Genomic DNA, 23,325 nt, shown 5'->3' with positions numbered 1-23,325 from the left:
CGACCGGATGACGATGCCGCGGACCGCGACGCCGGCCGTGAGCGTCAGGGCTCCAAGCGTCGATATCTATGCGCCGCAATGGCGAAACTTCGTTTTCGTCGCGCCGTTCCTGTTCTTCTTCACGACGCTGCTCATCTTTCCGCTCCTCTGGGGAATGTGGCTGAGCTTCCACAAGGCCGACACGTTCTCGTCCGGAAATTTTGTCGGTCTCGGCAATTATGTCAGGCTGTTTCACGACAAGGTCTTCCTGCAATCGGTCTGGAACACCTTCTACTTCGTGCTTCTGACAGTGCCGACGCTGGCGCTGATCGGCCTTTTTCTCGCGCTTTGCCTCAACCGCCGCACGCGTACCGCCGCTGTGCTGCGGACCCTCTTCTTTTCGTCCTCGGTGCTGTCGGTCACAATCGTCACACTGATCTGGCGCATCGTGTTCATTCCGAATGTTGGCCTTCTGTCGACGATCTACGGATGGTTCGGCGCAACCGCCCCGGCTTTCATTTCCGACCCCAGCCTCGCGATGATCGGTATCGCCATTGCCACTGTCTGGTGGTGCATCGGCTTGCCGATGATGCTGTTTCTCTCGGCCCTGCAGCAGATTCCGCAGGATATTTACGAAGCCGCAGCCCTGGACAATGCCAATCGCTGGCAGACGCTGCGCTCGATTACGCTGCCGTCGATCAAACGCACTTTCATCCTGGTGATCATTATCCAGATCGTGCTGCAATTTCAGCTGTTCGGCCAGGCTTGGCTGATGACGCGCGGCGGCCCGAACAATCTCACCAAGCCGATCGTGCTCTACATCTATGACACCGCATTCCGTCGTTGGGATCTGGGCATGGGCGCCGCGGCATCGGAAATTCTGTTCATTCTTATCCTGATCGCGGCCATGGCCCAGTACCTCGTCGCACGCAACAAGGCGGATCAGGCATGAGCTCGCCAGCCAGTTCCATCAGAGGACGCGCATTTGGCGACCGCGTGTTGCTGGCCCTCGTCATCCTGCTTTCGATCGCCATGATCGCGCCGGTTCTGTGGGTCATCGGCCTGTCGCTCAAGGAAAATGCCGAGCTGATGGCCGATCCGAATTCGGTTTTTCGCGCACCCTACACGCTCAAGAACTACATCAACACCATCGGCACCTCTTCGGTATTTCTCTGGGTGCTCAACAGCATCATCGTCTCGGGCGGGCTGACACTCGGTACGCTGATCCTGTCGTCGCTCGCCGGCTACGGGTTTGCACGTCTGAATTTCCCCGGCAAAAACATCCTGTTCGTGATCGTGCTCTTCGGTCTGGCGGTGCCGGAACAGGCCGTGCTCGTCGCCCGCCACCAGATCTTCAGCATGTTGAAGTTCCACAACACCTATCACGGGCTCATTCTCCCCGGCCTGTCGGCTTCGTTCGGCGTCTTCCTGATGACCCAATATTTCAAGGCCATCCCGAAGGAGCTGGACGAAGCCGCCATGCTGGACAATGCCAGCCGGTTCCGGACCTTCTGGAAGGTGCTTCTGCCACTCACGGTGCCGGCACAGGCAACCCTCGGCATCTTCACCTTCCTCGGCGCCTGGAACGACTATTTGTGGCCGCTGATCTCGGCAACCAGGAAGGACATGTACACGCTGACCGTCGGCATGGCCTCGACACAGACCAATTTCGCCCAGTCCGAAGGCATCGGCTTCCTGATGGCGCAGGCGGTGTTCGCCGGCGCGCCGATCCTGATCGTCTACCTCTTTTTCCAGAAATACATCGTCACCGCCGTCTCTGGCGCGGCGGTCCGATAACGCAAATTGCAGGGCGGGGGAGTGCGCCGCAGCGATGGAAAGCATGACGCCAATCCAGTGTGGAGTGGCGGAAACTCAGTAGGAGGAACTGACATGAAAATGAAGAAAATACTGTTTGCCGCGGTCTCCGCGGGGGTAATGATGCTCGCAAGCCCAGGCTTTGCAGCAACGGAGCTGACGGTACAGCGCTTTTTCGGTGCCTGCGATGCCGATTTCGGCACCAACACCGATGTCACCAAGGCTGTTGGTGAATGCGGCATCATCACCTCGCTGATCAACAAGTTCAACGCCGACAATCCCGACGTGCATGTCAGCGTCAGCACCGTGGAATGGCCGGGCTACGATCAGCTGACCGCGCAATTCGCTTCGGGTGATGCTCCGGACATCGTCACCATCCATGAATCCGCGCTGTCGGACTACCAGTCCAAGGGGCTGCTGATGCCGCTCGACGATCTCTTGAAGTCCGTCGGCGTCACACCTGAAGCCTTCACGGATGCAGCGCGCAACGGCGCCACCAAAGATGGCAAGATCTACGGCCTGCCGATCGACAGCTGGACGATGCTCTATCACATCAACATGGATCTCTTCAAACAGGCCGGCCTCGTCAATGCCGACGGCACGCCGATGCTTCCGAAGTCGCCCGAGGAATTGCTCGCCCAGGCCGAACAGTTCAAGCAGAAGACCGGCAAGCCCTACTTCGTTCAGAACCTGGCCAATGAGACGGCACTCTACACGCGCAATCTCTACACCTATCTCTTTCAACAGGATTCCGACTTCTTTGCCGATCCGAAGCATGTGAAGCTGAATACGCCGGAAGCCAAGAAGGTCGTCGAGATGTACAAGGCGATCTTCGACAAGGGCTACACCACCAAGGATCTCGATTACGGCGGCGCGATCAACGCTTTTCTTGCCGGTGACGGTGGCGTTCAGCTCAACGGCACATGGGTCGTCGGCGACAACAACGCCCAGTCCGAAACCAAGGGCACGGCGCTCAACAAGGGCGGCTACGCGGTTTACCCTTATCCGCAGCTTTTTGGCGGCGCCCATGCGCAATATGCCGATGGCCACACCTGGGCAGTCTCGCAGAAGGACCGCACGCCTGAACAGACCGCGGCCATCGGCAAGTTCCTGAAGTTCTTCGCCGACAACGATTTCGAATGGTCGCGCACCGGCCACCTGCCGGCATACAAGGCCATCATCACCTCGGACGCCTTCAAGGCGCTGCCGCATCGCAACACGATCGCCGCTGTCGCCGATCTAGGCAGGCCGCTGCCGTCAGCGGTGCAGCGTCAGTTTGCGATCCAGGACATTGTCGGCGAAGAGATGAGCGCTGCGATCACTGGCCAGAAGGACGTCGATGCCGCGCTTGCCGACATGGAAAGCCGCGTCAACGAGTTGCTCGCCAACATTTGACCACAGGGTTCCCAGAGAACTCTCCCAACGCCCCGCGACTGGAGACAGTCGCGGGGCTTTTTGCCAAATGGAAGCAGCACTGCTTTTTGTCCAAGATGGTCAAACGTTGACTGCTCTATCCAGCACTTCCCTGCTGGTCGCCAAATAATTCCCTGTTGGCAAGAGCAGGAATTCGTCCGCCCCGCGCGAAATGAGAGAATTGCCGCGAATGCTGGCTAGCGTCCCCAGACGACGGCATTCTCGTGCCGCTGGATGATGTGCTTCAGATTCTCGAAGGCGGTCGTGACGTGGCCGATCGCAATGCCGGCCGGCAAGCGGCAGGTCGATTTCGACCGCCCGGTGATCCTGGGCATAAGGCCTGAAGAATTAAAGGCAGTTGCGCGCGATGAAGCTTCGGTCACGGGGATCATCGATGTGGTGGAGCCTACCGGGCCTGAAACCATGGTGACGGTGCAGGTTGGCGAGCAGTCGATCATCGCGCGCCTGCCACCGCGGTTTGCAGGCCGGCGAGAAGAGCCAATATTCCTTGCCGTCGATCCGGCGAGCGTCAACCTGTTCGATCCTGGCAGCGAACGGCGCATCGACATTTGAGGCGGACGCCGAGAGACAGCGGAGTGGCACAGGGTTCCGCGATGGTCACGCCGACATGTCGGCAGATAGCTCAGCGGTTGTTTGCAATCAGTTCCGCCAGGCAATCGCCAGCCTGGGTTCCTGGCACGCCTAGATCTCGGACGCTGTCCATGTGGTTGCGGTTCGCAAGAACGAGCGACGTTAACGGCGAGCCGTGCCGCAGCAACCACGCTTTGAACCGATCGGCTTGATGATGGAAAGGCGGCGTCTCATTGGCACCGACCAAGATCGTTGCCTTGGTTTGAGCATCATGGCGGTAGGTGAGCGGTGTAAACGTGGCGACTTCCTCGTCGGTGATGCCAATCTCGTTGGCGAGAAAGGAATCCTGGAGCGGTTTCAAATCGTAGAGCCCACCGAGCAGAAGGGCGGCTCTCACATTCGAGGGGGTGTGCTCGCCGTTGAACAGAAACGTTGCAAGATGGGCTCCAGCCGAATGACCACTGACGGTCAGCTCTGCCGGGTTCCCGCCATGGTCGGCGATGTTGGCCATAACCCACTGCTTGGCGCGGCGCACCTGGTCGACGATCGTCGCCATTCTGACCTTGGGCATCAAAGCATAATCGAGGATCACGGCAATGCCCCCGGCCTTGGTGATCGTCGTCGCGACGTATGAGTAATCGCGCTTGGAGAACATTCTCCAGTAGCCGCCATGGACAAACATGTGCACCGGCAGGCGGTCTCGCTTGCCTTCCGGAAAGAACAGATCGACAGTCTCGGTGGCGTCGGCGCCGTAGGCGACATCGGCGACCATTGGAACCTCCGCCCTGGTATTCTCGCTTCTGTGAACGATGTCGGCGACGATGTCGTCGAACTCGACCACATGATCGCGAATGCGAAACGGATCTTTGGCGTGATGTCCGCTCACAGGGTCACGGCGATGTATTTCGCCTCCATGAACTCGGCAACGCCGTGCTTCTGGCCGCCTTCGCGGCCCAGCCCGCTGTGCTTGACCCCGCCAAAAGGAGCCGCCGGATCCGACATCAGGCCGCGGTTCAGGGCGATCATGCCCGACTCGATCTTCGATGCCACACGCATCCCTTTGGCCAGGTCACGCGTGTAGATGTAGGCCGCCAGACCGTATTCGGTGTCGTTGGCCTTTGCGATGGCATCCGCCTCGCTGTCGAAGCGCATGATCGGAGCCACCGGACCGAATATCTCTTCATGTACCATTGCGGCGTCAGCGGACACGTCGCGAAGCACCGTCGGCGGGTAAAAGTACCCTTTGCCTTCGGCGATCGCCCCTCCGCACAGAACCTTGGCGCCACGGGCAACCGCGTCCTGGACGAGCCGGTCGATCTTGTTCACGGCCTTCCTGGTGATCATCGGGCCGCATTCGGTTTCCGAGTGTGTGCCAGGGCCTATGGCGAGGGCGGCCATGCGCTTGCTCAACCCATCGGTGAAGGCATCATGGATGCCGGCCTGCACGTAAAGCCGATTGGCGGCGGTGCAGGCTTCGCCGGCGTTGCGCATCTTGGCTACCATCGCACCGTCGAGCGCTGCTTCGAGGTCGGCGTCGTCGAAGACAATGAACGGTGCGTTGCCGCCAAGCTCCATGGAACAGGAGACGACGTGTTTTGCGGCCTCGGCAAGGAGCACGCGGCCGATGCCGGTCGAGCCGGTGAATGACAGTTTTCGTACTCGTGGATCGGCCAGCATCGCCGCCGTCACCGGTCCGGGGGTCGAGGTCGTCAGCACGTTCACGACGCCGGGCGGTACGCCGGCTTCCTCGTAGAGCGCTGCAAGCGCGTAGGCCGTCAGCGGTGTCTCGCTGGCGGGCTTAAGGATCACCGTGCAGCCGGCCGCAAGCGCCGGCGCGATTTTGCGTGTCGCCATGGCGGCCGGGAAATTCCATGGCGTGATGAGCACGCAAATGCCGACAGGCTCGTAGTCGACAATGATCCGGTTCGCGCCCGAGGGCGCAAGGCCGAACTCGCCGCTGATGCGGACCGCCTCCTCGGCGTTCCAGCGAAAAAACTCCGCGGCGTAGGCGACTTCACCGCGCGCATCGCGCAGCGCCTTGCCGTTCTCCAGCGAGATCAGCGCAGCCAACGTCTCCGCCCGTTCGGTTATCAGTTCGAAGCAGCGTCGGAGGATTTCGGAACGCTTTCGGGGGGACGTTGTCCGCCAGCCGGCCGCTGCCTTCGCGGCCGCGTCGACGGCGGAGGCCGCGTCGGCGAGCGTGGCATCGGGAACCGCGGCGATCACGGCCTCGGTCGATGGATCGATCACTTCGATCACACGGCCCTCCGACGAGGGCCGCCAACGCCCGCCAATGTAGAGACCGTGCGAGAACGTGGCGTAATCGAACATATCTTGATCCTCGTCGGATATGCCTGCGGCAATGTTCATTGGATCAGCTCCTGGTCGATCACATCATAGTGGCGGACATGTCGCCGTCATAAGCCGCCCTGACCAGTCGTCGCATCGTGGCGAGGTCGAAGGGACGCGGATTGTTCTTGATCAACCGGTCGATGCCGAGCGCCTGCTCAGCCGTCCAGTCGATCTTGTCTTCTGGAAGACCCAGTTCGGCCAGTGTCGGTGTGATGCCGATGGCGCCAAACAGCCGGCTCACCTCCCGGATGGTGGCGTGCGCCAATGCGTCGGCATCGCCCTGGTGGGAAAGGCCGAGAGCGGTGCCGACTTCGGCAATCTCCGCGGCCGCGGCGGGAAGGTTGTAGCTCATCACATATGGCAGCATGGTGGCGACGCCCAGGCCATGCGGAGTGTGGGTGAGCGCGCCGACGGGATACTGCACCGCATGGGCGGCCGCCGTTCCCGCCGTGCCGAAGGCGCAACCGGCGGCCAGCGCTCCCATCATGACGTCGGCGCGCGCCGTCTCGTCCGATCCGTCCCGATATGTCTTTTCCAGACCGCGGCCCAGCAGCCTGATAGCCAGAAGCGCGAAATGATCGGTCAGAGCGCTCTTGCCGATGAAGACGTGCTGTTGCGGCAAATTGGGATCGACACCACGTTTGGCCGCCGTGAAAGCCTCGATTGCATGCGTCAGCGCGTCGGCGCCGGCGATCGCCGTCAGGGACGGTGGACAGGTCGCCGTCAGGTCCGGATCGCAAAGCGCCACGGCGGCGATGAGATGAGGACTCGCAATGCCCACTTTCAGCGTCCGATCCGGATCGGAGATCACGGCGACGGGGGTCACCTCGGAGCCTGTCCCGGCCGTTGTCGGCACTGCGATCACGGGAAGGGCAGGGCCCGGTACCTTGAACTCGCCATAGTAATCCTCGAGCCTGCCGCCATGGCTGAGCAGAAGCGCGGCGCACTTGGCCATGTCGAGGCAGCTGCCGCCGCCGATTCCGATTACCATGTCCGGCTTGAAATCCTTCGCCTCCGCAATGCAGGCGGCGACGCTGTCGCGGGGCACATCCGGCAGCGTTCGGTCGTAGACCAGCGTGTCTATCGCCGCGCTGTGCAAGCCAGCAAGAATTTCGGCGAACTGCGATGTCGCCGCGAAACGCTCATCGGTACAGACGAATGCGCGCCGCCCATATTTGGCGGCAACGGCAGGCAGCGCATGGCGCTGGCCTTTGCCGAACAGGATCTCGCGCGGCAAGCGTGCCGCTGCGAACAAGCTCATGCGCATGATCCTTCGAAGATGGATTGGGAGCCAAGAGGATCAGCTTCGTTCCAGAGACCGGCCTCGACGCTACGGGTCATTCTCATGCGATGTCCCTCATATAAAATCGTATAGGATATAGTATTGAATTGTGCGGAGCATCGTGTTAGTGAGTGCTTCTGTCAAGGGGCAAAACAATGCAGAACACGGACCTGACGGTCGACAATGAGGCCCGCGCGACCGGCCGCATCCAGCGCGCCAACAGCCTGGCTGGCGACGTCTACGAGGCAATCTTCGCGCAACTGATGTCTTTGAGAATTGCTCCGGGATCGCGGATCACCGTCGACAATCTCGTCAAGGAATTCAACGTTTCGCATACCCCCATTCGTGAAGCGCTTGGCCGGTTGGAGGGTGAGGGCCTGGTGTTGAAGACCCATCTGATCGGCTATCGGGCCGCCTCGCAAATCACCCGGCGGCGCTTTGACGAGCTCTACGAGCTCCGCCTTCTGCTTGAGCCTGCCGCCGCGGCCAAGGCCACCGCCACACTGGACGACGAGCGCCTTGCCGTGCTGCGGGAGACGGCAGGCGTCATGGCCCGGCGGGTGGGGAAAGACGAACGCCTGCGCTATTCGAACTTCGCCCGTCAGGACGCGATCTTCCACGACAAGATCGCCGAGTTCGCCCAGAACGAGCTCATTCGCGAGACGCTGAACCATCAGCATACCCACTTCCATATCTTCCGCTTGATGTATCACTCGCGGGTGACCGAAGAGGCGCTCGACGAGCACGAGGCTATTCTCGCTGCCTTCTCCGCGGGCGATCCGGACGCCGCCGAAAAAGCCATGCGCGCCCACATCGAGAATTCGCGGGACCGGCTCCTGCCTGCATTCGAGTAGCCATTGCGAGTCGCCTGAGCACCGTCAAGCTCGACGCGCCGCTGATTATCGAGGCCAACGCCAAGGAATGTTTCCCCGACTCCCCGTTCTGACCCGATTTCGATCCCGAGGAGGCGAGGCGCGAAGTGCACCTCGCCCCCAGACAAGCCGAGAGGAAGAGCCATGCCAAGCAAGAAGATCCTGATGCTGACCGGTGAGTTCACCGAAGAATATGAAATCTTCGTCTATCAGCAGGCGATGGAAGCGGTGGGGCACACCGTTCATGTCGTGTGCCCCGACAAAAACGCCGGAGACATGATCAAGACATCGCTGCATGATTTTGAGGGCGATCAGACCTATACCGAAAAGCCCGGTCACAATGCGCTGATCAACAAGACCTTTTCCGACGCTGAGAAGCAGTTGAGCCAATACGACGCTGTGTACTGCGCCGGCGGCCGTGGCCCCGAATACATCCGCACCGACAAGCGCGTGCAGGCGATGGTGCGTCATTTCCACGAGACCAAGAAGCCGATCTTCACGATCTGCCACGGCGTTCAGATTTTGATCGCGGTCGACGGCGTCGTTCGTGGCAAGAAGGTGGCTGCGCTCGCGGCTTGTGAGCCGGAGGTGACGCTTGCCGGTGGCACCTACATCGATCTGTCTCCCACCGATGCCTATGTGGACGGGACGATGGTTTCAGCCAAGGGGTGGACGGCACTTGCGGCGTTCATCCGCGAATGCCTGAAGGTGCTGGGAACGGAAATCCGCCACGCGTAAGTCTTTGATCCCGACGCATTCCAGAGGGGGCGCGTCGGTGGCCTCGCTTCGGCCACGCTTGCCGCGCTGCCGCCAACATGGATGTCAGGCCTTGCGCCTTTGGGTTGCTGGCGTGGCTTCCTGGAAGCCGAATAGCCGCCGCCACTGATCTGGTCGGCAAGGCGAACGATGGTCGAGCGGTTCTGCCCGAGTCTTTTGACCTGCATGTCCTCCATATCACATAGCGCCGAAATTCGGGTCGCTGTTAGCAGGCGGCTGCTACACGGGATTTCTCATCTTGGACGTTTGGGTAAATGCCCGAGGTCATGCCGCTTTGCCCGTGAATTCCAAGGAGGGGCGCTGTCGAGTGGTTGCCGGATTGACGGGACTTTTACGGTATGTTCGGCGGTATCTGTGCCGAACGAAAATAGATCGCCTTTCGAAATCAATTGGTTATCATGGATTGAAACGTCGAGCGTGAGTGAGAGGCCTGCGAGCAATAACGAATACTCGGCGGTATCCCCTCGGGCTGTGGCGTGGAATGACGTGCAATTCGGTGGGTCTGGGCGCCACCGATAGCTTGGGAACGAGGTGGAGAACTTGATGCGGAACATGATGCTGGGTTTCCTGGCTCTTGCCCTGGCCGCTTGCCAGTCGGCTCCCGCAGTGCCCCAATCCGCCACTCTCGAGCCTGCGTCGGATGCTGTTACCGTTCCTCCTCTACCCGCCTTGGATCCCGGCACGGTTCCTCCTGACTCGGCAATCGTGGATCAATCCGTGACGATCACTCCCCCTGCGAAGAGCGTTCCGACAAAGTACGCTGCATTTTCGGGCATGTGGGCTGGACGATTGGAGGGGACGTCTGAAGCCAAAGTCGCTGTGCAGACGATTTCTCCGAATGGCCAAGTGACAGTCACCTTTGCGTGGGGAAATCTGGGCGACAACAATCCGGGGGAGGCAGCCGGCGCTGGAAAAATATTGGGCAGGACATTGAAACTTGGGCGCCTACCGAATGGCGCGGACGTCAGTCTTGTTATGCTGCCGGAGGGAACCTTGGCCGGAACCGTTACGCTTGCCGACCAGACCTACACCGGCACGTTCATTAAGCAATGATCAAAGAATCATCTAAATCTAACTGGTCGTTTGTGGCAAGCTGGCAAGCCGAATCCAGACCCCTCGCAGTTCATCGAGCCACCAGTCGAAGAAATCCAGAACCTGCGCGTTGAGTGCCGTCACAACCAGCCTCCCGCCACCCCGGCTGATTCTCGGCCGAGGCTTTCTACAATGCCGAGGTGATGCGGATATTCGCGAAGGCGCGGCAGGCCGATTCGTCACAGCTTTTGTTGTCTTGAGGGCCTGCAGCCGTTCGCCAAGTTCGGTCACCACTGCCAGGCAGGTTGGAGTCGCCCTGCAGCCTTCGGCATGAACATCCGGCAGACCGCTGCCCTTGGGGTCGCCAATAGCCGTGCGGACGGCAGGCGGCATAATACTTGGCTCGGTTGGGGGTTGTCTGGTTTGATCGTGCCGAAATGAGTCTTGTCCATACATGTACAATACATAAAAGTGTAAATAAGATTCTTCTTATGAATAGAGCGAAGACTTTCTTAACCCGTTTCTTCGCGGGCTCTTAACAGGCCATCAAGGACGTGTTAGCGATTTTGCTTGCGGGGGTAGTGCGGCGATCGCCTCAACCCAGAAAAGCGGCGGGGAATCTCATGGTATCGGGCGCGCCACGCTTGGCAGTGTTGATCTTATCTGTGTCAGGGTTGAGCGGGCCGGAACTGGCGTGCCGTTTGCTCGAACCCTGATGAACGTCGCTTTTGGCGAACCTGCACCAGGACGATTTCCAGTCCATCGCAGCTTGATGTCCGAACTGGAATGCACTTGAACGCGATGCCGCAGTCCCCTCCATCAGAGCCGCCGCGAACGACCCTCGCGGCGGTTCTGGCTTCGTTTCGCCGCGCCTTTTCCGGCATCGCGGTGATGAGCGGCGTCGTCAACATCCTGGCGCTGACCGGCTCGTTCTTCATGCTGCAGGTCTATGATCGCGTCATTCCCGGCCGCAGCGTGCCGACGCTCGTCGGGCTTGTGGTGTTTGCCGGCACGCTGTTCGTCTTCCAGGGCGTGCTCGAGCTCATCCGGTCGCGCCTGCTGGTGCGCATCGGCATGGCACTCGACGCGCGCATGAGCGGCCAGATCTATGCCGCCCTCATGCGCTTGCCTTTGCGCACCAAGCTGGCGGGCGACGGCTTGCAGTCGCTGCGCGATCTCGACCAGGTGCGGTCGTTTCTGTCGAGCGTCGGACCGACGGCTCTTTTCGACCTGCCGTGGATGCCGCTCTACCTCGGCATATGTTTCCTGTTCCATTTCTGGATCGGGATGACGGCTCTGGCCGGCGCCGTCATTCTGTTCGGCCTGACCTTGTTTGCCGAGGCCCGCACGCGCGAGCCCGCCAAAAAAGCCAACAGCCAGGCGGCCGCGCGCAACACACTTGCGGAGGCGACGCGCCGCAATGTCGAGGTTCTGCAGGCGATGGGTTTTGGCTCACGCATCGCCGAGCGCTGGTCCGGTATCAACGCCGACTATCTCAGCACCAACGCGAAAGCCAGCGATCTGGCCGGCACGCTGGGAACGGTCTCGAAGATCCTGCGCATGATGCTGCAATCGGGCATACTGGCGATCGGCGCCTGGCTCGTCATCCATCAGGAGGCGACGGGCGGCATCATGATCGCCAGCTCGATCATGATGGGCCGGGCGCTGGCGCCGATCGAATTGGCGATCGCGCACTGGAAAGGCTTCGTCAATGCCCGCCAGGCCTGGGCCAGGCTGACCCAGTTGTTGGCACTGCTTCCCGAAACCGCAACCAGCGTAGACCTGCCGGCGCCGACCTCCGCTCTTAAGGTCGAAGCCATCAGCGTCACGCCGCCGGGGGAACGCCGCTTTGTCGTCCAGGACGCCAGCTTCGCGCTTGAGAAGGGCGCCGGGCTCGGCATCGTCGGCCCGAGCGCTTCGGGCAAGTCGTCGCTGGTGCGCGCGATTGCTGGCATATGGCTGCCCATGCGTGGGACCGTCAGGCTGGACGGAGCAACGCTCGACCAGTGGTCGCCGGAAGAGCTGGGCAGTCATATCGGCTATCTGCCGCAGGATGTGCAGCTGTTCGATGGCACCATCGCCGAAAACATCGCGCGTTTCGAGCCTCGGGCCGCTTCGGACAAGATACTGGCGGCGGCCCGGGCGGCCGGTGTTCACGATCTCGTCGTGCATTTGCCGGAGGGCTACGAGACACGGATCGGCGAGGCCGGGTCGGCGCTGTCGGCTGGTCAGAGGCAGAGGGTAGCGCTCGCGCGGGCTCTCTATGGCGATCCCTTCCTCGTCATCCTCGACGAGCCTAATTCCAATCTCGATGCCGAGGGCGAAGCGGCGCTGACGGAAGCCATCCAGGGGGTTCGCGCGCGCGGCGGCATCGCCGTGGTCGTGGCGCATCGGCCGAGCGCTCTCGCAAGCCTCGATCAGGTGCTGGTGATGGCAAACGGCCGCGTCCAGGCCTTCGGACCGAAGAGCGAAGTCCTGAACAAGGTAACCCGTTCGAGCGGAGTTCCCTTGAAGGTCGTGTCCGGGCCTGAGGAGACTGCATCCTGATGGCGCAGGGCACGGCATTCACGATTGACCGGACCATTCGACGCTACCTGCTTGGCGGCGTTGCGGCCTGCATTCTTCTTGTCGGAGGCGCAGGAAGCCTGGCCGCCGTCACCGAGCTTTCGGGAGCCGTCATTGCTTCGGGAAAGCTGGTTGTCGATTCCAACGTCAAGAAGGTCCAGCATCCAACCGGTGGCGTCGTCGGCGAAATCCTGGTGCGGGAAGGCGACCTCGTGCGAGCAGGCCAGGTTCTGGTCCGTCTGGACGAGACCGTGACCCGGGCCAATCTGGCGATCGTCACCAAGGGGCTTGACGAATTCGACGCGCGCCTGACCCGGCTCGAAGCCGAGCGCGACGGCCACGACAGCATCGTCTTTCCGTCCTCGCTGATCTCACGGCAGGATGACGCCGTCGTCGCGCGCGCCATGGCCGGCGAGGAGTCGCTGTTCGAATTTCGCCGGCAGGCACGCGCCGGCCAGAAGGCCCAGCTGGAAGAGCGCATCGCGCAGCTTTCCGAAGAGTCGTCCGGTCTGACCGAGCAGCGGGCGGCCAAGAGCCAGGAAATCAAGCTGATCGGCACCGAACTCGAAAGCATTCGGACGCTCTGGCTCAAGAAGCTCGTCTCGATCGACCGCATGACGGCGCTGGAGCGTGACGCGGTCCGGCTCGAAGGCGAACACGGACAACTGACCGCATCCATCGCCCAGGCCAAGGGCCGCATTGCGGAAACCCGGCTGCAGATCATCCAGGTCGACCAGGATTTGCGCAGCGAGGTTGCCACCGAGCTGCGTGACGTTCAGGGAAAGATTTCCGAATTCGTCGAGCGCAAGGTCTCGGCCGAAGATCAGCTGAAGCGCATCGACATACGCAGCCCGCAGACTGGCGTGGTCCATCAGCTCGGTGTGCACACGGTCGGCGGCGTTATCTCCCCGGGCGAGTTGGTCACGCTGATTGTCCCGGTGGCGGACGCGTTGACGGTCGAAGCGCGCGTGGCGCCCCAGGACATCGATCAACTGATGCCCGGACAGAGCGCGACCCTGCGGCTGTCGGCATTCAATCAGCGCGTAACGCCGGAACTGAATGGCACGGTCAGCAAGATCGCCGCGGACCTCAGCATCGACGAGCGAAGCGGCGTGGGTTTCTATACCGTGCATGTCATCCTGCCGCGCACGGAGCTCACCAGGCTGAAAGGGCTGACCCTGGCACCTGGAATGCCGGTCGAAGTGTTCTTTTCGACCGGCAGCCGCACCATGCTTTCCTACCTCGTAAAGCCGCTGGCCGATCAGATCCAGCGGGCTTTCAGGGAAGAGTGACGGTCGTAGGGTGGCTCAGGGCGAGGGCATCGGAGAAGTGGCATCGACGCCTGTTTGCTATGCCGCAGGTCAGTCTGGACCGATGTCCAGGCCGACGAATTGTTCCCCGACGTTCTCGTTCCCGGCGGTTCGGCATAGAATCGCCGCTCGTCCTGTCTTTTGCAATTCCAAGACGAGGCCTTCCGACTCACTGAATGAAGATACGCAAGTGCGTCGGACCCGGACGCAGTTTGACACTCATTGCGGATGGTTCGGCTCTGAGGTAATTTAGACCCAATCGGATGGAAAGGTGCCTGCTGTGGCGACGGCTTTTCACTCTGTTGTCGTCTCGGCGGATTGTGAGTTCTTCAACGGACCTTGATACCGCAACCTGGGGGCTTGTGGTCGTCGGGTAGCGAATTGAGGCAGTTGCCATGCTCCGGCTTTGCGGGTTTATCGCGGTCTTCCTCGTAGCGGCCTTTGCGACCTTCGACGCGTCGGCCGATCGACGGGTCGCCCTGGTGATCGGCAATTCTTAGTATCGCGAAATCCCTGCTCTCAAGAATCCCGACAAGGATGCCGACGACGTATCCAAGACGTTCCGGCTGGCCGGCTTCGAAGTGGCAGCGGCGGCGGCAGCAGCGGCGGTTGGGGAGGTTGACCAAGCATCGAGTACTGGCGGTAGCTACGACCATGTTCTGGTCATAGCAGTGCTGACTTCCACACTGTTTCATAATGCCCAGGTCCCGCTGCGGTTGAGAGCAGCATGCCACGATGTGGCAGACACCAGTCCTTGCCGGTTCTCCAGCATTCCCAGGACTTCGGGAGTGCTCGCCAAGCAATCGCAAGTGCTCTATGCTGCTGCTTGGTGTCGTGTCGATACGGTGGTCCTGGGCAGGGGCGTTCCATGTTCGAAGTCGTCGCATTCTGGTGGAAGACGAGGCTGAAAGGCCCCGCCGCACGAGGTCTTGGCCTTATCGTCGCGCTTTCCGGCTTGCTGCTGCTCGGATCGCAAGCCGCCAACGCCGCGCCGAACTGGACGCTTGATCCCACAGCTTCAGTCATCACCTACCAGTCGGTCAAGAAGAACACGATCGTCGAGACCAACAAGATCAGGAACATCACCGGCACGCTCAGCTCGGCGGGTGATGCCAAGGTTACGTTCGACCTCAATTCGGTCGATACCGGTGTCGATCTGCGCAATGTCCGCATGCGCTTCCTGTTCTTCGAGACATTCAAGTACCCGACGGCCGAGCTGACGGCGAAGGTGGATCCGGCCGCATTCGCCGATCTCGCGACAAAGCGCAGGGTGAAGTCGACGCTGCCTTTCCGTCTCAATCTGCACGGCGTCGACAAGGACCTCGAGGCCAGCATCGTCGTCACCATGATCAGCGACAACATGGTGTCGGTCGCTTCGGAGGCTCCGGTCGCTGTCCATGTGGAGGATTTCGGCCTGCTGCCCAACGTCGACAAGCTACAGCAGGCGGCCAATGTGACCAACATCGTGCCGACCGCGTCGGTGTCGTTCGATTTCGTCTTCACCGCCGACGGCAGCAAGCCGGCCGCCACCCAGGCCGCCGCGGCGACTTCGGCCGAAGTGGGGCCCGTCACCACCGACGCCGCCAAGGCGAACTTCAGCGACGAGGAATGCCTGAACAGGTTCGCCGTGCTTTCGCGCACCGGCGCCATCTACTTCCGGCCGGCCAGCGCGCGGCTCGATGCGAAGAGCCGACCGCTGCTTGAAGAGGTCGAAGGTGTCGTCGGCAAATGCCCAAGCCTCAAGGTCGAGGTTTCCGGTTATACCGATTCCGATGGATCGCCGGAGGCGAACAAGCAGTTGTCGGAGCGGAGGGCCCAGGCGGTTGCCGACGCCATTGTTGCCGCGGGCATTCCGCGCAGCCAGATCACAGCGACCGGCTATGGCGAGGAGCGGCCGGTTGCCGCCAATGATACGTCCAAGAACAAGGCGCTCAATCGGCGGATCGAGTTTTCCGCTAACAAGCTCTGAGGTTCCGGTGAGCTGCGATCGGATCGCCCGTTGCGGTGGCCTCTTTCGCGCCGCCGGCCTTGCGGCGCTCGCCTTGCTTTTGACTTTGACGGCCGCCAGTGCCGAGCGCCGCGTAGCACTTGTCCTCGGCAACTCCCAGTACGAGCACGCGCCGCCGCTCGCCAACCCTGTGCGCGACGCCCAGGCCATGGCCGAGCGCCTAAAGAAGCTCGACTTCGAGGTGGTTTCCGGCTTCGACCTGACCAAGCCGCGGACGCAGGCGACGATCGCCCAGTTCGCAAAACAGGTGCGTGGTGCCGATATCGCGCTGTTCTTCTACGCCGGTCACGGCTTGCAGGTTTCGGGCAAGAACTACCTGCTTCCGGTCGACGCCGCGTTGGAGGACGAGACCTCCCTCGACTTCGAGGCCGTGCCGGTTGATTTCGTCTTGCTCCAGATGTCGCGCGAGACCAGCATAAGGCTGGTGTTTCTCGACGCATGCCGCGACAATCCCCTCGCCGAGGTGCTGGCCAAGACCGGGGGCGTCAACGGTGCAAGCAGCGGCCTTGCGGAGATTCCTATCGAGAATGGTGGCGCCGGCACCCTCGTCGTTTTCGCCGCCAGTCCCAATCAACTGGCGTTTGACGGATCGGGCGAACATTCGCCTTTCACCTCGGCGCTGCTCCGGCATATCGGCGCACCCAATGTCACCATTACCGAAGCGATGAACAGAGTTGCCAGCGACGTCTTCAATGCAACCGCCGGCAAGCAGCGTCCCTGGATCAACCTTTCGCTGACCAGGGAAGTCGTCCTGCACAAGGTTGATCTCGATGCACCATTGATCGTGGGCGAGGCGAATGCGCCTCAGACCGAAGGCGGATCCGACGCGCGCAACACCGGCGCGGCAAGTGCGTCAGGTCAGAGCGACGATCAGCTTGCGCTCGACGTGTTGCGTCAGAAAATCCCCAAACTGGCATCGGATGCACCGATCCTTTTCGACCATCCGATCGATTTCGGCGATCCGGCAATCGACGGCAAGAGCATTGCCCAGCTGATCAAGGGCAAGCCCCTGTTCAGCCCGGTCGAGGGATTGGACAAGTCGGTTTGGGAGGGCAAGCACTGCGACGGCTGCCATGAATGGAACGAGGCCCGGCTGTGCGATCAGGCGAAAAATTTCGCCGCCAACGATGTCTCTGTTTTGCGCCTGCAACATCCGCTTGGAACACGCTTCAAGGTGGCGCTCGCCAGATGGGCTCAGGGTGGCTGCAAGTAGGGCTGTAAGGTGATGGCATCCTCGATCCGGTTTATCGGGATGATCTGATCTATTATGCATCCGCTGATTGGCGCAGCGCCTCGATCTCGGCCATCTGGATGCCCATTTCGACAAACGCGGAAAGAACCGCAAAGCGGTCCGCCAGTGCGACACGCGCCAGCCCGGCAAGAACACCGGCATTGACCGCATGGGCGGCAGGAAATGGCTGCAAGGCCGATACTATCGTCGGCGCCATGGCCGAGCCATTGTCACGCCATCCCGCGGCCAAAGCGATCCAGCCGACCGGGGTCGTTGGCGGTGTCGCCGCGGCTACGCCGATTGTCGCCCGATGATGTGGACTGTCCGGTTCACCCACCCAGTCACGAACATGCGCAAGCAATTCGTGATCGGCCTCATGGAGCAGGTCCGTCAGGTGGCTCAGGCATTCATGCGCCCACCAGACCGCGGCCCGCTCGGGAAGCAGGTAGGCACAGAACGTAATCGCTTCCTCGGGAACGCGCCCGGCGAGCAGGTCGCGGCAAAACGCGACCGAATGCTGTTCGGTTGGAAGGGTTCCCATGTCCCGGGCAACAGCGGGACAAGCCATGAAGAGATCCCGTGCCGTTTTGAATCGGAGCCCGTTGGCCATGACCGCCGCGCTTTCATCGAGGAGCTTTGGCCACTCAAGCCCCAGGCGCGGCGCGGGTCAAGTCTCAACCGGTGACGCTGCAACAACTGCCGGCACCGCCGTGTCCCCTGGCGTTTATCGACAGACAATTGCCCCGGAGTTTGGTATGATCACGACCATCGAAATCGGATGCTCAAACAGGAGTAACCGCTATGCAGTGGGGCAGTTCAGCCTTTGTGTTGGCGGTCGTGTTTTTCTCGACCCACGCTTACGCCGACCCGGTTCAGAAATCAGAAGACATCGTGAAGTTTTTTGCTGGTGCCGCCGACCTCGGCAAGTCGCGTGGAATTTGTGTCGGCACCGAGGAGGAGTGCAAGAGCAAGGCGAAAGACGCGCCGGCAGAAAAATCCAGCCTCGATATGCTGATCAATTTCGGGCTGGATTCGGCGGAACTCAACGCGACAGCGCGTAGTGAACTCGACCAGTTCGCCACGGCCCTGAAGGACCAACGGCTAAGCACCTTCAGTTTCGTCGTCGAGGGTTACACCGACGCCACCGGCACGGTGCATTACAACGAAGGCCTGTCGCAACGACGGGCGCAATCGGTGGCAGCCTACCTGACGGCCAGCGGTATCGAAGCCACCCGCATCAACCCGATCGGCATGGGCGAAAAAAATCCGCGAAGCCCTAACCCGTACGATCCGGCCAACCGCCGCGTGGAAATGCGGATAAAGACGCAATAGCGCGCTGCTGAGTACCGCCAGAAACCGTGCCAATGGGTTTGGTACGCCGGCAGTCAGTTCTTGAGCACGCCGCCCACAGCCACACCGGTGCCGAAGATCAGCGCCTTGGTCAGGAAGTCGTTATTGTCCTGTGGCGGCGGAGGATCATCCTGCCGCACCACGGTGTCGCGATTGCGCCGCCTCTGAACGACCTGCTGTTGCTTGCGGGGTTTCTGTGCCACCTGTCTCTGCGTGCGGACCTTCTTTACCACCTGCTGCTTCGGCTGCGTCGCACGGGCCTGATCGGCAGCATATCTGGCGCGCACCGCTTCCATCATCGGATCTGTCTGGATCACGAGGAATGCAAGCTGCTCGCGCGTCAGATAGGTGGTCTGCGGCAAACCGTTCTTTGCTTGCCAGATGCCGATCGCCTCGCGGGTCTGCGGGCCTATGTTTCCGTCGATGCGGCCAAGCTCGTTGCCCAACGCTTCAATGCGCAATTGCAGGTCGATACGTCCTTGGCGATCAAGGCCGATCGCACCTTCCGTCAACTCGGTACCCGGAGTTTGTTTTATCTCGTCCGAAACGCCCACCGAGGTGCGCACGGCAGAGCCGGAACTGGCGTTCGCCTGGTCCGTATCGAGCGCAGCGACCTGCCGGTTTTGAGCTTTCGGGTCGTTCAATTCGTCGATGTTCAGCCGTGCCACGGTGGCGAAGCGGCCGTTGGGAAACTGGTCGAGATAGGCCTCGTAGAACGGAATTGAATTGCGCTTAGAAGCCTCATCCCAAAGGCGTTGCTCGACTTCCCAGGAGGGAGGATCACTGGCAACAGGGGCAGGTGTCGATGCCGCCGCGGCGTTCGACGCGTCGGCCACTGGATTTGTAGCAGGCGCCGCTGCCGCGGCGGGCTTTCCCAGGAAAACCTCGCGTCCCAGCGATGCGTTGTGCCACGGCCTCTGGCGACCTTGCGTGGTTTCGGTCACCTCGCCGCGCACGCGCGTCAGCGCGCTCTGGATTTCCACGCCGGGTTCGGTCAGATGCCTGGCAAGCGCCGTTGAGTAAGGACTGTCGACCCCGTTGCCGTCGAATGCGATGGCGCCCGGATCCGTTGCATAGGCAATCAGCAGGCCGCCGGTTCCAATGCCGTCCGATTTTGCTTCGACTGGCGCCAGGCCGGTGCCCAACGAGGTGGAGCGGCTTTTCGGCAGCGAGGCCGCCAGTGTCCTTGCCAGCGGATTGTCGCGGCAGGCATCGAGTATGATGACGCCAATTGCCGGGTCCGGCGGCAACGCGGCCATGAAATCGTCGATCTGGATCGTACGGGTCTTGAGATAGGCCGGCGAAGTCAATTCGGCGTCGACCGGTATCATGTAGTTCTTGCCGTCGACCTGCATGCCGTGACCGGCATAGAAAATGACCGCGAGGTCCGCATCGTAGGATTGTTCGGTGAACCGGCTGATGAGGCTGTGCATGCCTGCATTGTCCTGATCGACCCCCTCGATCACCTCGAACCCGGCATTGCGCAACGTCGATGCGATGAGGTGGGCATCGTTGGCGGGGTTGGGCAAGGTAACAGCATGAACGTATTTGCTGTTGCCGATCACCAGCGCGACGCGTTTGGCGTCAGGCGTGGCAGCCTGGGCGCCGAACGCGGCAAGGAAAAACAGGATAATCCCGCTCAGAAAGACAGCGAACGCTTTCATGGACCAACCCTCCGCCCACCAGGGCGCACTATTGATGTCTGCGCATGCTAAATTTCGTCAGCGACAAGGTCGCTTATGCCAAAAATGGCTCTTGGGCATATGTGACCCCGGCCACCGTTTTGGTTCACAAAGCCCAAAAAAGTTGCCTATATTAACACTTGGCAACGGGAGCACCAATAGTCTGAGAGGCCCGTGCCGCGACGGCGCGGCTCAGATCGTATTCTGAATTGAGCTTATGAGGGCTGTGACGGCCTGCTTGTATTTTTCGAACTCAGGCGATGTCTGGCGGATTTCCGTTATCGTTGTCCGAGGACTGGCGTCAGTCGTGACCCGAGCAATTTTTTGGCCCATTTTCCTTTCGGCCCAATCGACGACATAGCCGGCGGTCTTGCCCGTAAGAAAGGGGTTGGCTTGAATGACGGCGGACCCGAGCACGGCACTCAGTTGCGCCGCACCCGACGCCGACAGCACCTGATGCGCGCCTTCCATTCCCAGGAAATGGCAGAGATAGAGCCGGCCGGCTGTGATCTGATGGCCGCGTGCCCGAAGATAGGCTTCGCCTTCCCGCGCCAGATTTCGCACCATCTCGCGCGAGATCGTGGCGTCGTAGCGCAGAGCGAGCAGGTCGGCCGTCGACAGCGTTCGTGCAAGTTCAGGGCGGTAGGTGTTCATCATCCGGATCCAGGTCTTTGTTATGAATTGGCCGGCGCCGGTTGCTGAAGAATTTGGGTTCTTGGCGCGGGCGCTGCCACCGCTTTCGACATGAACGATACGGTCGGTCAGCGTTTCGACGGCGGTATCGTTCGTTGCGACCGCGACGGCCGTCACCGTGCCCAGCGGATCGATCGCCTCGCCGTTCAGATAGAGTTCGAAATGCAGATGCGGCCCGGTCGACAGGCCGGTGGTGCCGATATAGCCAATGATGTCACCGGCCTTCACCTTCGTGCCGACACCGCTTGCGATTGCGAATTTCTGCATATGCGCGTACCGCGTCTCGCGCCCGTTGGCATGCGCAATCTTCACCAAATTGCCGTAACCGCCGCCGTCGCCCTGGAAGGTGATCTCGCCGTCGAAGGCGGCTGCGATCGGCGTGCCGACGGGGGCCGCCCAATCGACGCCCTTGTGGATGCGAACCACGCCCAGAATTGGGTGCTTGCGTGGGCCGAAGGTGGATGTCATGACCCCGTTGACCGGCGTGACCATGCCATTGGTGACCGTCAGCGAGCGAACCTGATCATCGCCGGTAACGCATGCAAACTGACCGTCACTCTGCTGGAAGACAAAGCATTCGAGGCTCTTTTCAGTACCCTGCACACCGACATACAGCACGCGTCCGTCGGTCTCGCTTTTGCCGCGCGGCGTTTGCGAATAGATCAGGACGAGGCGCTGGTCCTCGCTGGCGAAGGCGTCCAGATCCTGTCCTCTCGACAGGTACATGATCGCTTCGCCGATTACGCCGGTCGGAACCTTGTTGCGTGCCGCCGTCGAATAGATTGCGTCGAGGAGGCGATACTGCCGCTTGTGCGTGCCTTCCTCCGGCGCGCCCGAATAGTTGAACAGATCTTCCCGGACCCAAGGATCGACACCCGATACGAAAACGCCCGCTGCATTGCGCGTCAGCGTGCCGACAAAGACGTTCTTGGCGTAGATCGACACCTGCATGAGCGACATCGATGTCGTCTCGCGCGTCGGCCTGAAACCGCGCATGGCGACGACATAACCCGGTTCCAGGCCTTCCCGGTTGAAAAGCGCCTTCATCGCTTCCCCCGCCAGCTTGGCGTCGTCGGCCGAAAAATGGGCATCGAGCGCGACACTATCCAAACTGCGGTCGTTGAGGATTTTCACGAACGTGTCTTCTGTTGCCTCGAACCGCTGGTATTCATTCGCGACGGTTGCGACACTCGTGTTGTTTTCGATCTGTGTTTTCTGGAATGCGGGAAGGGCTGCCTCGCCTGCATCAATTGTTTCACCCCAGCCTGCTTCGGGATCGTCGGTGTCCATCTGCTGTCCCGGGACAGACGGGGTCTCGTTAGGAGCAGGCGAGGGCTGAAGATCGTTCTGCAGGTCCCCCGCCGGTGGCTGAAGATCGTCCTGCGGATCGTCGGACGGTGGCGAGGCGGTCTGCCGTTGTGCCTGGAAGAATGCGAAGTCCTCCTGCGTCGACGGTATCGTCGTCATGAATTTTTCGCTGGCGCTGAGCATCACATCCGACAGGATTTCGATCCGCGGAGAAACCCCGGCCTGATCGAGATCCGCCGGCCTCGCGATCGAATGGCCTTTCGACGTGGTGTCGGCATCGGGGGCAAGGGTAATCCACATCGGGTCCCCGGCAAGGTCTATGATGGCAGGCACATAGACCGAGGCATCGGCCGGCACGTCGTCCACCCCTTCGACCGCGTGCAGTTCTTCGTCTTCGTCGCCGAAAGACCAATAGTCCGCGGTCAAGTAGAAGCCCAAGGCGATCAACAGCAGGACAATCGCGGCAAGACCGGCAAGCAGCCGGCGCCAGAACTTGCGTCTTCGAAGGGCAAGGCGGGCCTGCTTCTTCTGCCTGAAGCTCGTGTCGATACTGTGCGTCACGGGTTGCTTCCGGTCAGGAAGAACGTCCACCGCACCTGCTCAAGCGTGTCGACTTCGAGGAATTGCGCGGCGATATGGCCGCGCTGCCAGCATTCGTCGATGCCGCGGATGGAGAAACGTCGCCGTTCGATGCACATCTCGGTCGACCCTGTCAGGATCGCGTGGCCGAAGACGTCCGTTGCATAGATGTAGATGTAGCGGTTCGTCAGTTCCTCCCGGATGACATTCACGCATTGATTTGCGCCGATAGTCCACCAGCCGTCGGTCTGGTCCGCATTGTCGATCTTCTGGCCGACCGCGAGATTGACGACGTCGAGAGTCTGATTGCAGACCGTGAATTCGGCGCGCGCTTCGCTAGATGACAGCACGGCCAGCAGCGCGGCGCCCGAGATGACCGCAAGCTTCATGCGGCCCGCGAGCGCAAGCAGGGCTCGAACCGGACTACGCTGCTCTATGGGCAGGTCGGCGGACGAGTGGGGCAAACACGAGCGAAGTTCCATCGGG

Annotated in this window: 20 protein-coding genes; 12 read left to right on the top strand and 8 right to left on the bottom strand. The window is 61.1% G+C overall.

The window, feature by feature from the left end; genetic code table 11:
• Positions 1 to 7: 7 nt before the first annotated feature.
• The 4 genes from NKH19_RS03375 (at position 8) to NKH19_RS03360 (ending at position 3,780) form a co-directional block, all read left to right on the top strand.
• Positions 8 to 931, top strand: coding sequence for a carbohydrate ABC transporter permease (locus NKH19_RS03375; protein WP_502910874.1), 924 nt, complete (start codon positions 8 to 10; stop codon positions 929 to 931).
• A complete protein-coding gene (locus tag NKH19_RS03370) occupies positions 928 to 1,776 on the top strand; it encodes a carbohydrate ABC transporter permease (protein WP_352981804.1) in 849 nt (282 codons plus the stop codon). Before NKH19_RS03375 ends, NKH19_RS03370 begins: the two co-directional genes overlap by 4 nt.
• A gap of 99 nt (positions 1,777 to 1,875) precedes the next feature.
• Entirely contained in the window at positions 1,876 to 3,189 is a 1,314-nt protein-coding gene (locus NKH19_RS03365) for an ABC transporter substrate-binding protein (protein ID WP_352981879.1), read from the top strand.
• Between the two features lie 300 nt (positions 3,190 to 3,489).
• Entirely contained in the window at positions 3,490 to 3,780 is a 291-nt protein-coding gene (locus tag NKH19_RS03360) for a TOBE domain-containing protein (RefSeq protein WP_352981803.1), read from the top strand.
• A gap of 70 nt (positions 3,781 to 3,850) precedes the next feature.
• On the opposite strand, the gene NKH19_RS03355 is transcribed toward NKH19_RS03360, so the two are convergent.
• From NKH19_RS03355 to NKH19_RS03345, 3 genes are read right to left on the bottom strand one after another with little or no spacing between them, the layout of a single operon-like run.
• Positions 3,851 to 4,684, bottom strand: coding sequence for an alpha/beta hydrolase (locus NKH19_RS03355; protein ID WP_352981802.1), 834 nt, complete (start codon positions 4,682 to 4,684; stop codon positions 3,851 to 3,853).
• Positions 4,681 to 6,168 carry an NAD-dependent succinate-semialdehyde dehydrogenase gene (locus NKH19_RS03350; RefSeq protein WP_352981801.1) on the bottom strand — a complete coding sequence of 496 codons (1,488 nt, stop codon included), beginning with the start codon at positions 6,166 to 6,168 and terminating at the stop codon, positions 4,681 to 4,683. Before NKH19_RS03350 ends, NKH19_RS03355 begins: the two co-directional genes overlap by 4 nt.
• A 19-nt stretch (positions 6,169 to 6,187) precedes the next feature.
• Entirely contained in the window at positions 6,188 to 7,411 is a 1,224-nt protein-coding gene (locus NKH19_RS03345; RefSeq protein WP_352981800.1) for an iron-containing alcohol dehydrogenase, read from the bottom strand.
• 176 nt (positions 7,412 to 7,587) lie between these two features.
• On the opposite strand from NKH19_RS03345, the gene NKH19_RS03340 reads away from it, so the two are divergent.
• The 5 genes from NKH19_RS03340 (at position 7,588) to NKH19_RS03320 (ending at position 13,970) form a co-directional block, all read left to right on the top strand.
• The gene (locus NKH19_RS03340) at positions 7,588 to 8,286 is read left to right on the top strand and encodes a GntR family transcriptional regulator (protein ID WP_352981799.1); all 699 of its coding nucleotides are present in this window, start codon (positions 7,588 to 7,590) and stop codon (positions 8,284 to 8,286) included.
• Between the two features lie 162 nt (positions 8,287 to 8,448).
• Entirely contained in the window at positions 8,449 to 9,042 is a 594-nt protein-coding gene (locus NKH19_RS03335) for a DJ-1/PfpI family protein (RefSeq protein ID WP_352981798.1), read from the top strand.
• Positions 9,043 to 9,624: 582 nt separating this feature from the next.
• Entirely contained in the window at positions 9,625 to 10,134 is a 510-nt protein-coding gene (locus tag NKH19_RS03330; RefSeq protein ID WP_352981797.1) for a hypothetical protein, read from the top strand.
• A 780-nt stretch (positions 10,135 to 10,914) separates the two neighbouring features.
• Complete coding sequence (locus NKH19_RS03325; RefSeq protein ID WP_352981878.1) at positions 10,915 to 12,660, top strand: type I secretion system permease/ATPase; 1,746 nt, start codon at positions 10,915 to 10,917, stop codon at positions 12,658 to 12,660.
• A complete protein-coding gene (locus NKH19_RS03320) occupies positions 12,660 to 13,970 on the top strand; it encodes an HlyD family type I secretion periplasmic adaptor subunit (protein WP_352981796.1) in 1,311 nt (436 codons plus the stop codon). Before NKH19_RS03325 ends, NKH19_RS03320 begins: the two co-directional genes overlap by 1 nt.
• Positions 13,971 to 14,317: 347 nt before the next feature.
• On the opposite strand, the gene NKH19_RS03315 is transcribed toward NKH19_RS03320, so the two are convergent.
• Positions 14,318 to 14,644 (bottom strand): hypothetical protein, encoded by a 327-nt coding sequence (locus NKH19_RS03315; RefSeq protein WP_352981795.1) that lies wholly within the window; start codon positions 14,642 to 14,644, stop codon positions 14,318 to 14,320.
• 212 nt (positions 14,645 to 14,856) lie between these two features.
• On the opposite strand from NKH19_RS03315, the gene NKH19_RS03310 reads away from it, so the two are divergent.
• Positions 14,857 to 15,957 (top strand): OmpA family protein, encoded by a 1,101-nt coding sequence (locus NKH19_RS03310; protein WP_352981794.1) that lies wholly within the window; start codon positions 14,857 to 14,859, stop codon positions 15,955 to 15,957.
• Between the two features lie 7 nt (positions 15,958 to 15,964).
• Positions 15,965 to 17,209 (top strand): caspase family protein, encoded by a 1,245-nt coding sequence (locus NKH19_RS03305; RefSeq protein ID WP_352981793.1) that lies wholly within the window; start codon positions 15,965 to 15,967, stop codon positions 17,207 to 17,209.
• A gap of 52 nt (positions 17,210 to 17,261) precedes the next feature.
• On the opposite strand, the gene NKH19_RS03300 is transcribed toward NKH19_RS03305, so the two are convergent.
• Entirely contained in the window at positions 17,262 to 17,795 is a 534-nt protein-coding gene (locus NKH19_RS03300) for a DUF6931 family protein (protein WP_352981792.1), read from the bottom strand.
• Between the two features lie 233 nt (positions 17,796 to 18,028).
• On the opposite strand from NKH19_RS03300, the gene NKH19_RS03295 reads away from it, so the two are divergent.
• Entirely contained in the window at positions 18,029 to 18,559 is a 531-nt protein-coding gene (locus NKH19_RS03295) for an OmpA family protein (protein ID WP_352981791.1), read from the top strand.
• A 53-nt stretch (positions 18,560 to 18,612) separates the two neighbouring features.
• Here the strand turns inward: NKH19_RS03295 and NKH19_RS03290 are convergent, their stop codons facing one another.
• From NKH19_RS03290 to NKH19_RS03280, 3 genes are all read right to left on the bottom strand, one after another.
• Positions 18,613 to 20,241, bottom strand: a complete 1,629-nt coding sequence (locus NKH19_RS03290; RefSeq protein ID WP_352981790.1) for a caspase family protein — start codon at positions 20,239 to 20,241, stop codon at positions 18,613 to 18,615.
• A 210-nt stretch (positions 20,242 to 20,451) separates the two neighbouring features.
• Positions 20,452 to 22,821 (bottom strand): M23 family metallopeptidase, encoded by a 2,370-nt coding sequence (locus NKH19_RS03285; protein WP_352981789.1) that lies wholly within the window; start codon positions 22,819 to 22,821, stop codon positions 20,452 to 20,454.
• Positions 22,818 to 23,321, bottom strand: a complete 504-nt coding sequence (locus NKH19_RS03280) for a DUF1036 domain-containing protein (protein ID WP_502910872.1) — start codon at positions 23,319 to 23,321, stop codon at positions 22,818 to 22,820. The genes NKH19_RS03285 and NKH19_RS03280 overlap by 4 nt, the downstream gene beginning before the upstream one ends.
• Between the last annotated feature and the right edge of the window lie 4 nt (positions 23,322 to 23,325).

Source organism: Mesorhizobium sp. M1338 (assembly GCF_040318045.1).
Lineage (GTDB): Bacteria > Pseudomonadota > Alphaproteobacteria > Rhizobiales > Rhizobiaceae > Mesorhizobium.
Note: the sequence above shows the minus strand (reverse complement) of the source record. Positions and strands in the feature narration are given on the sequence as shown.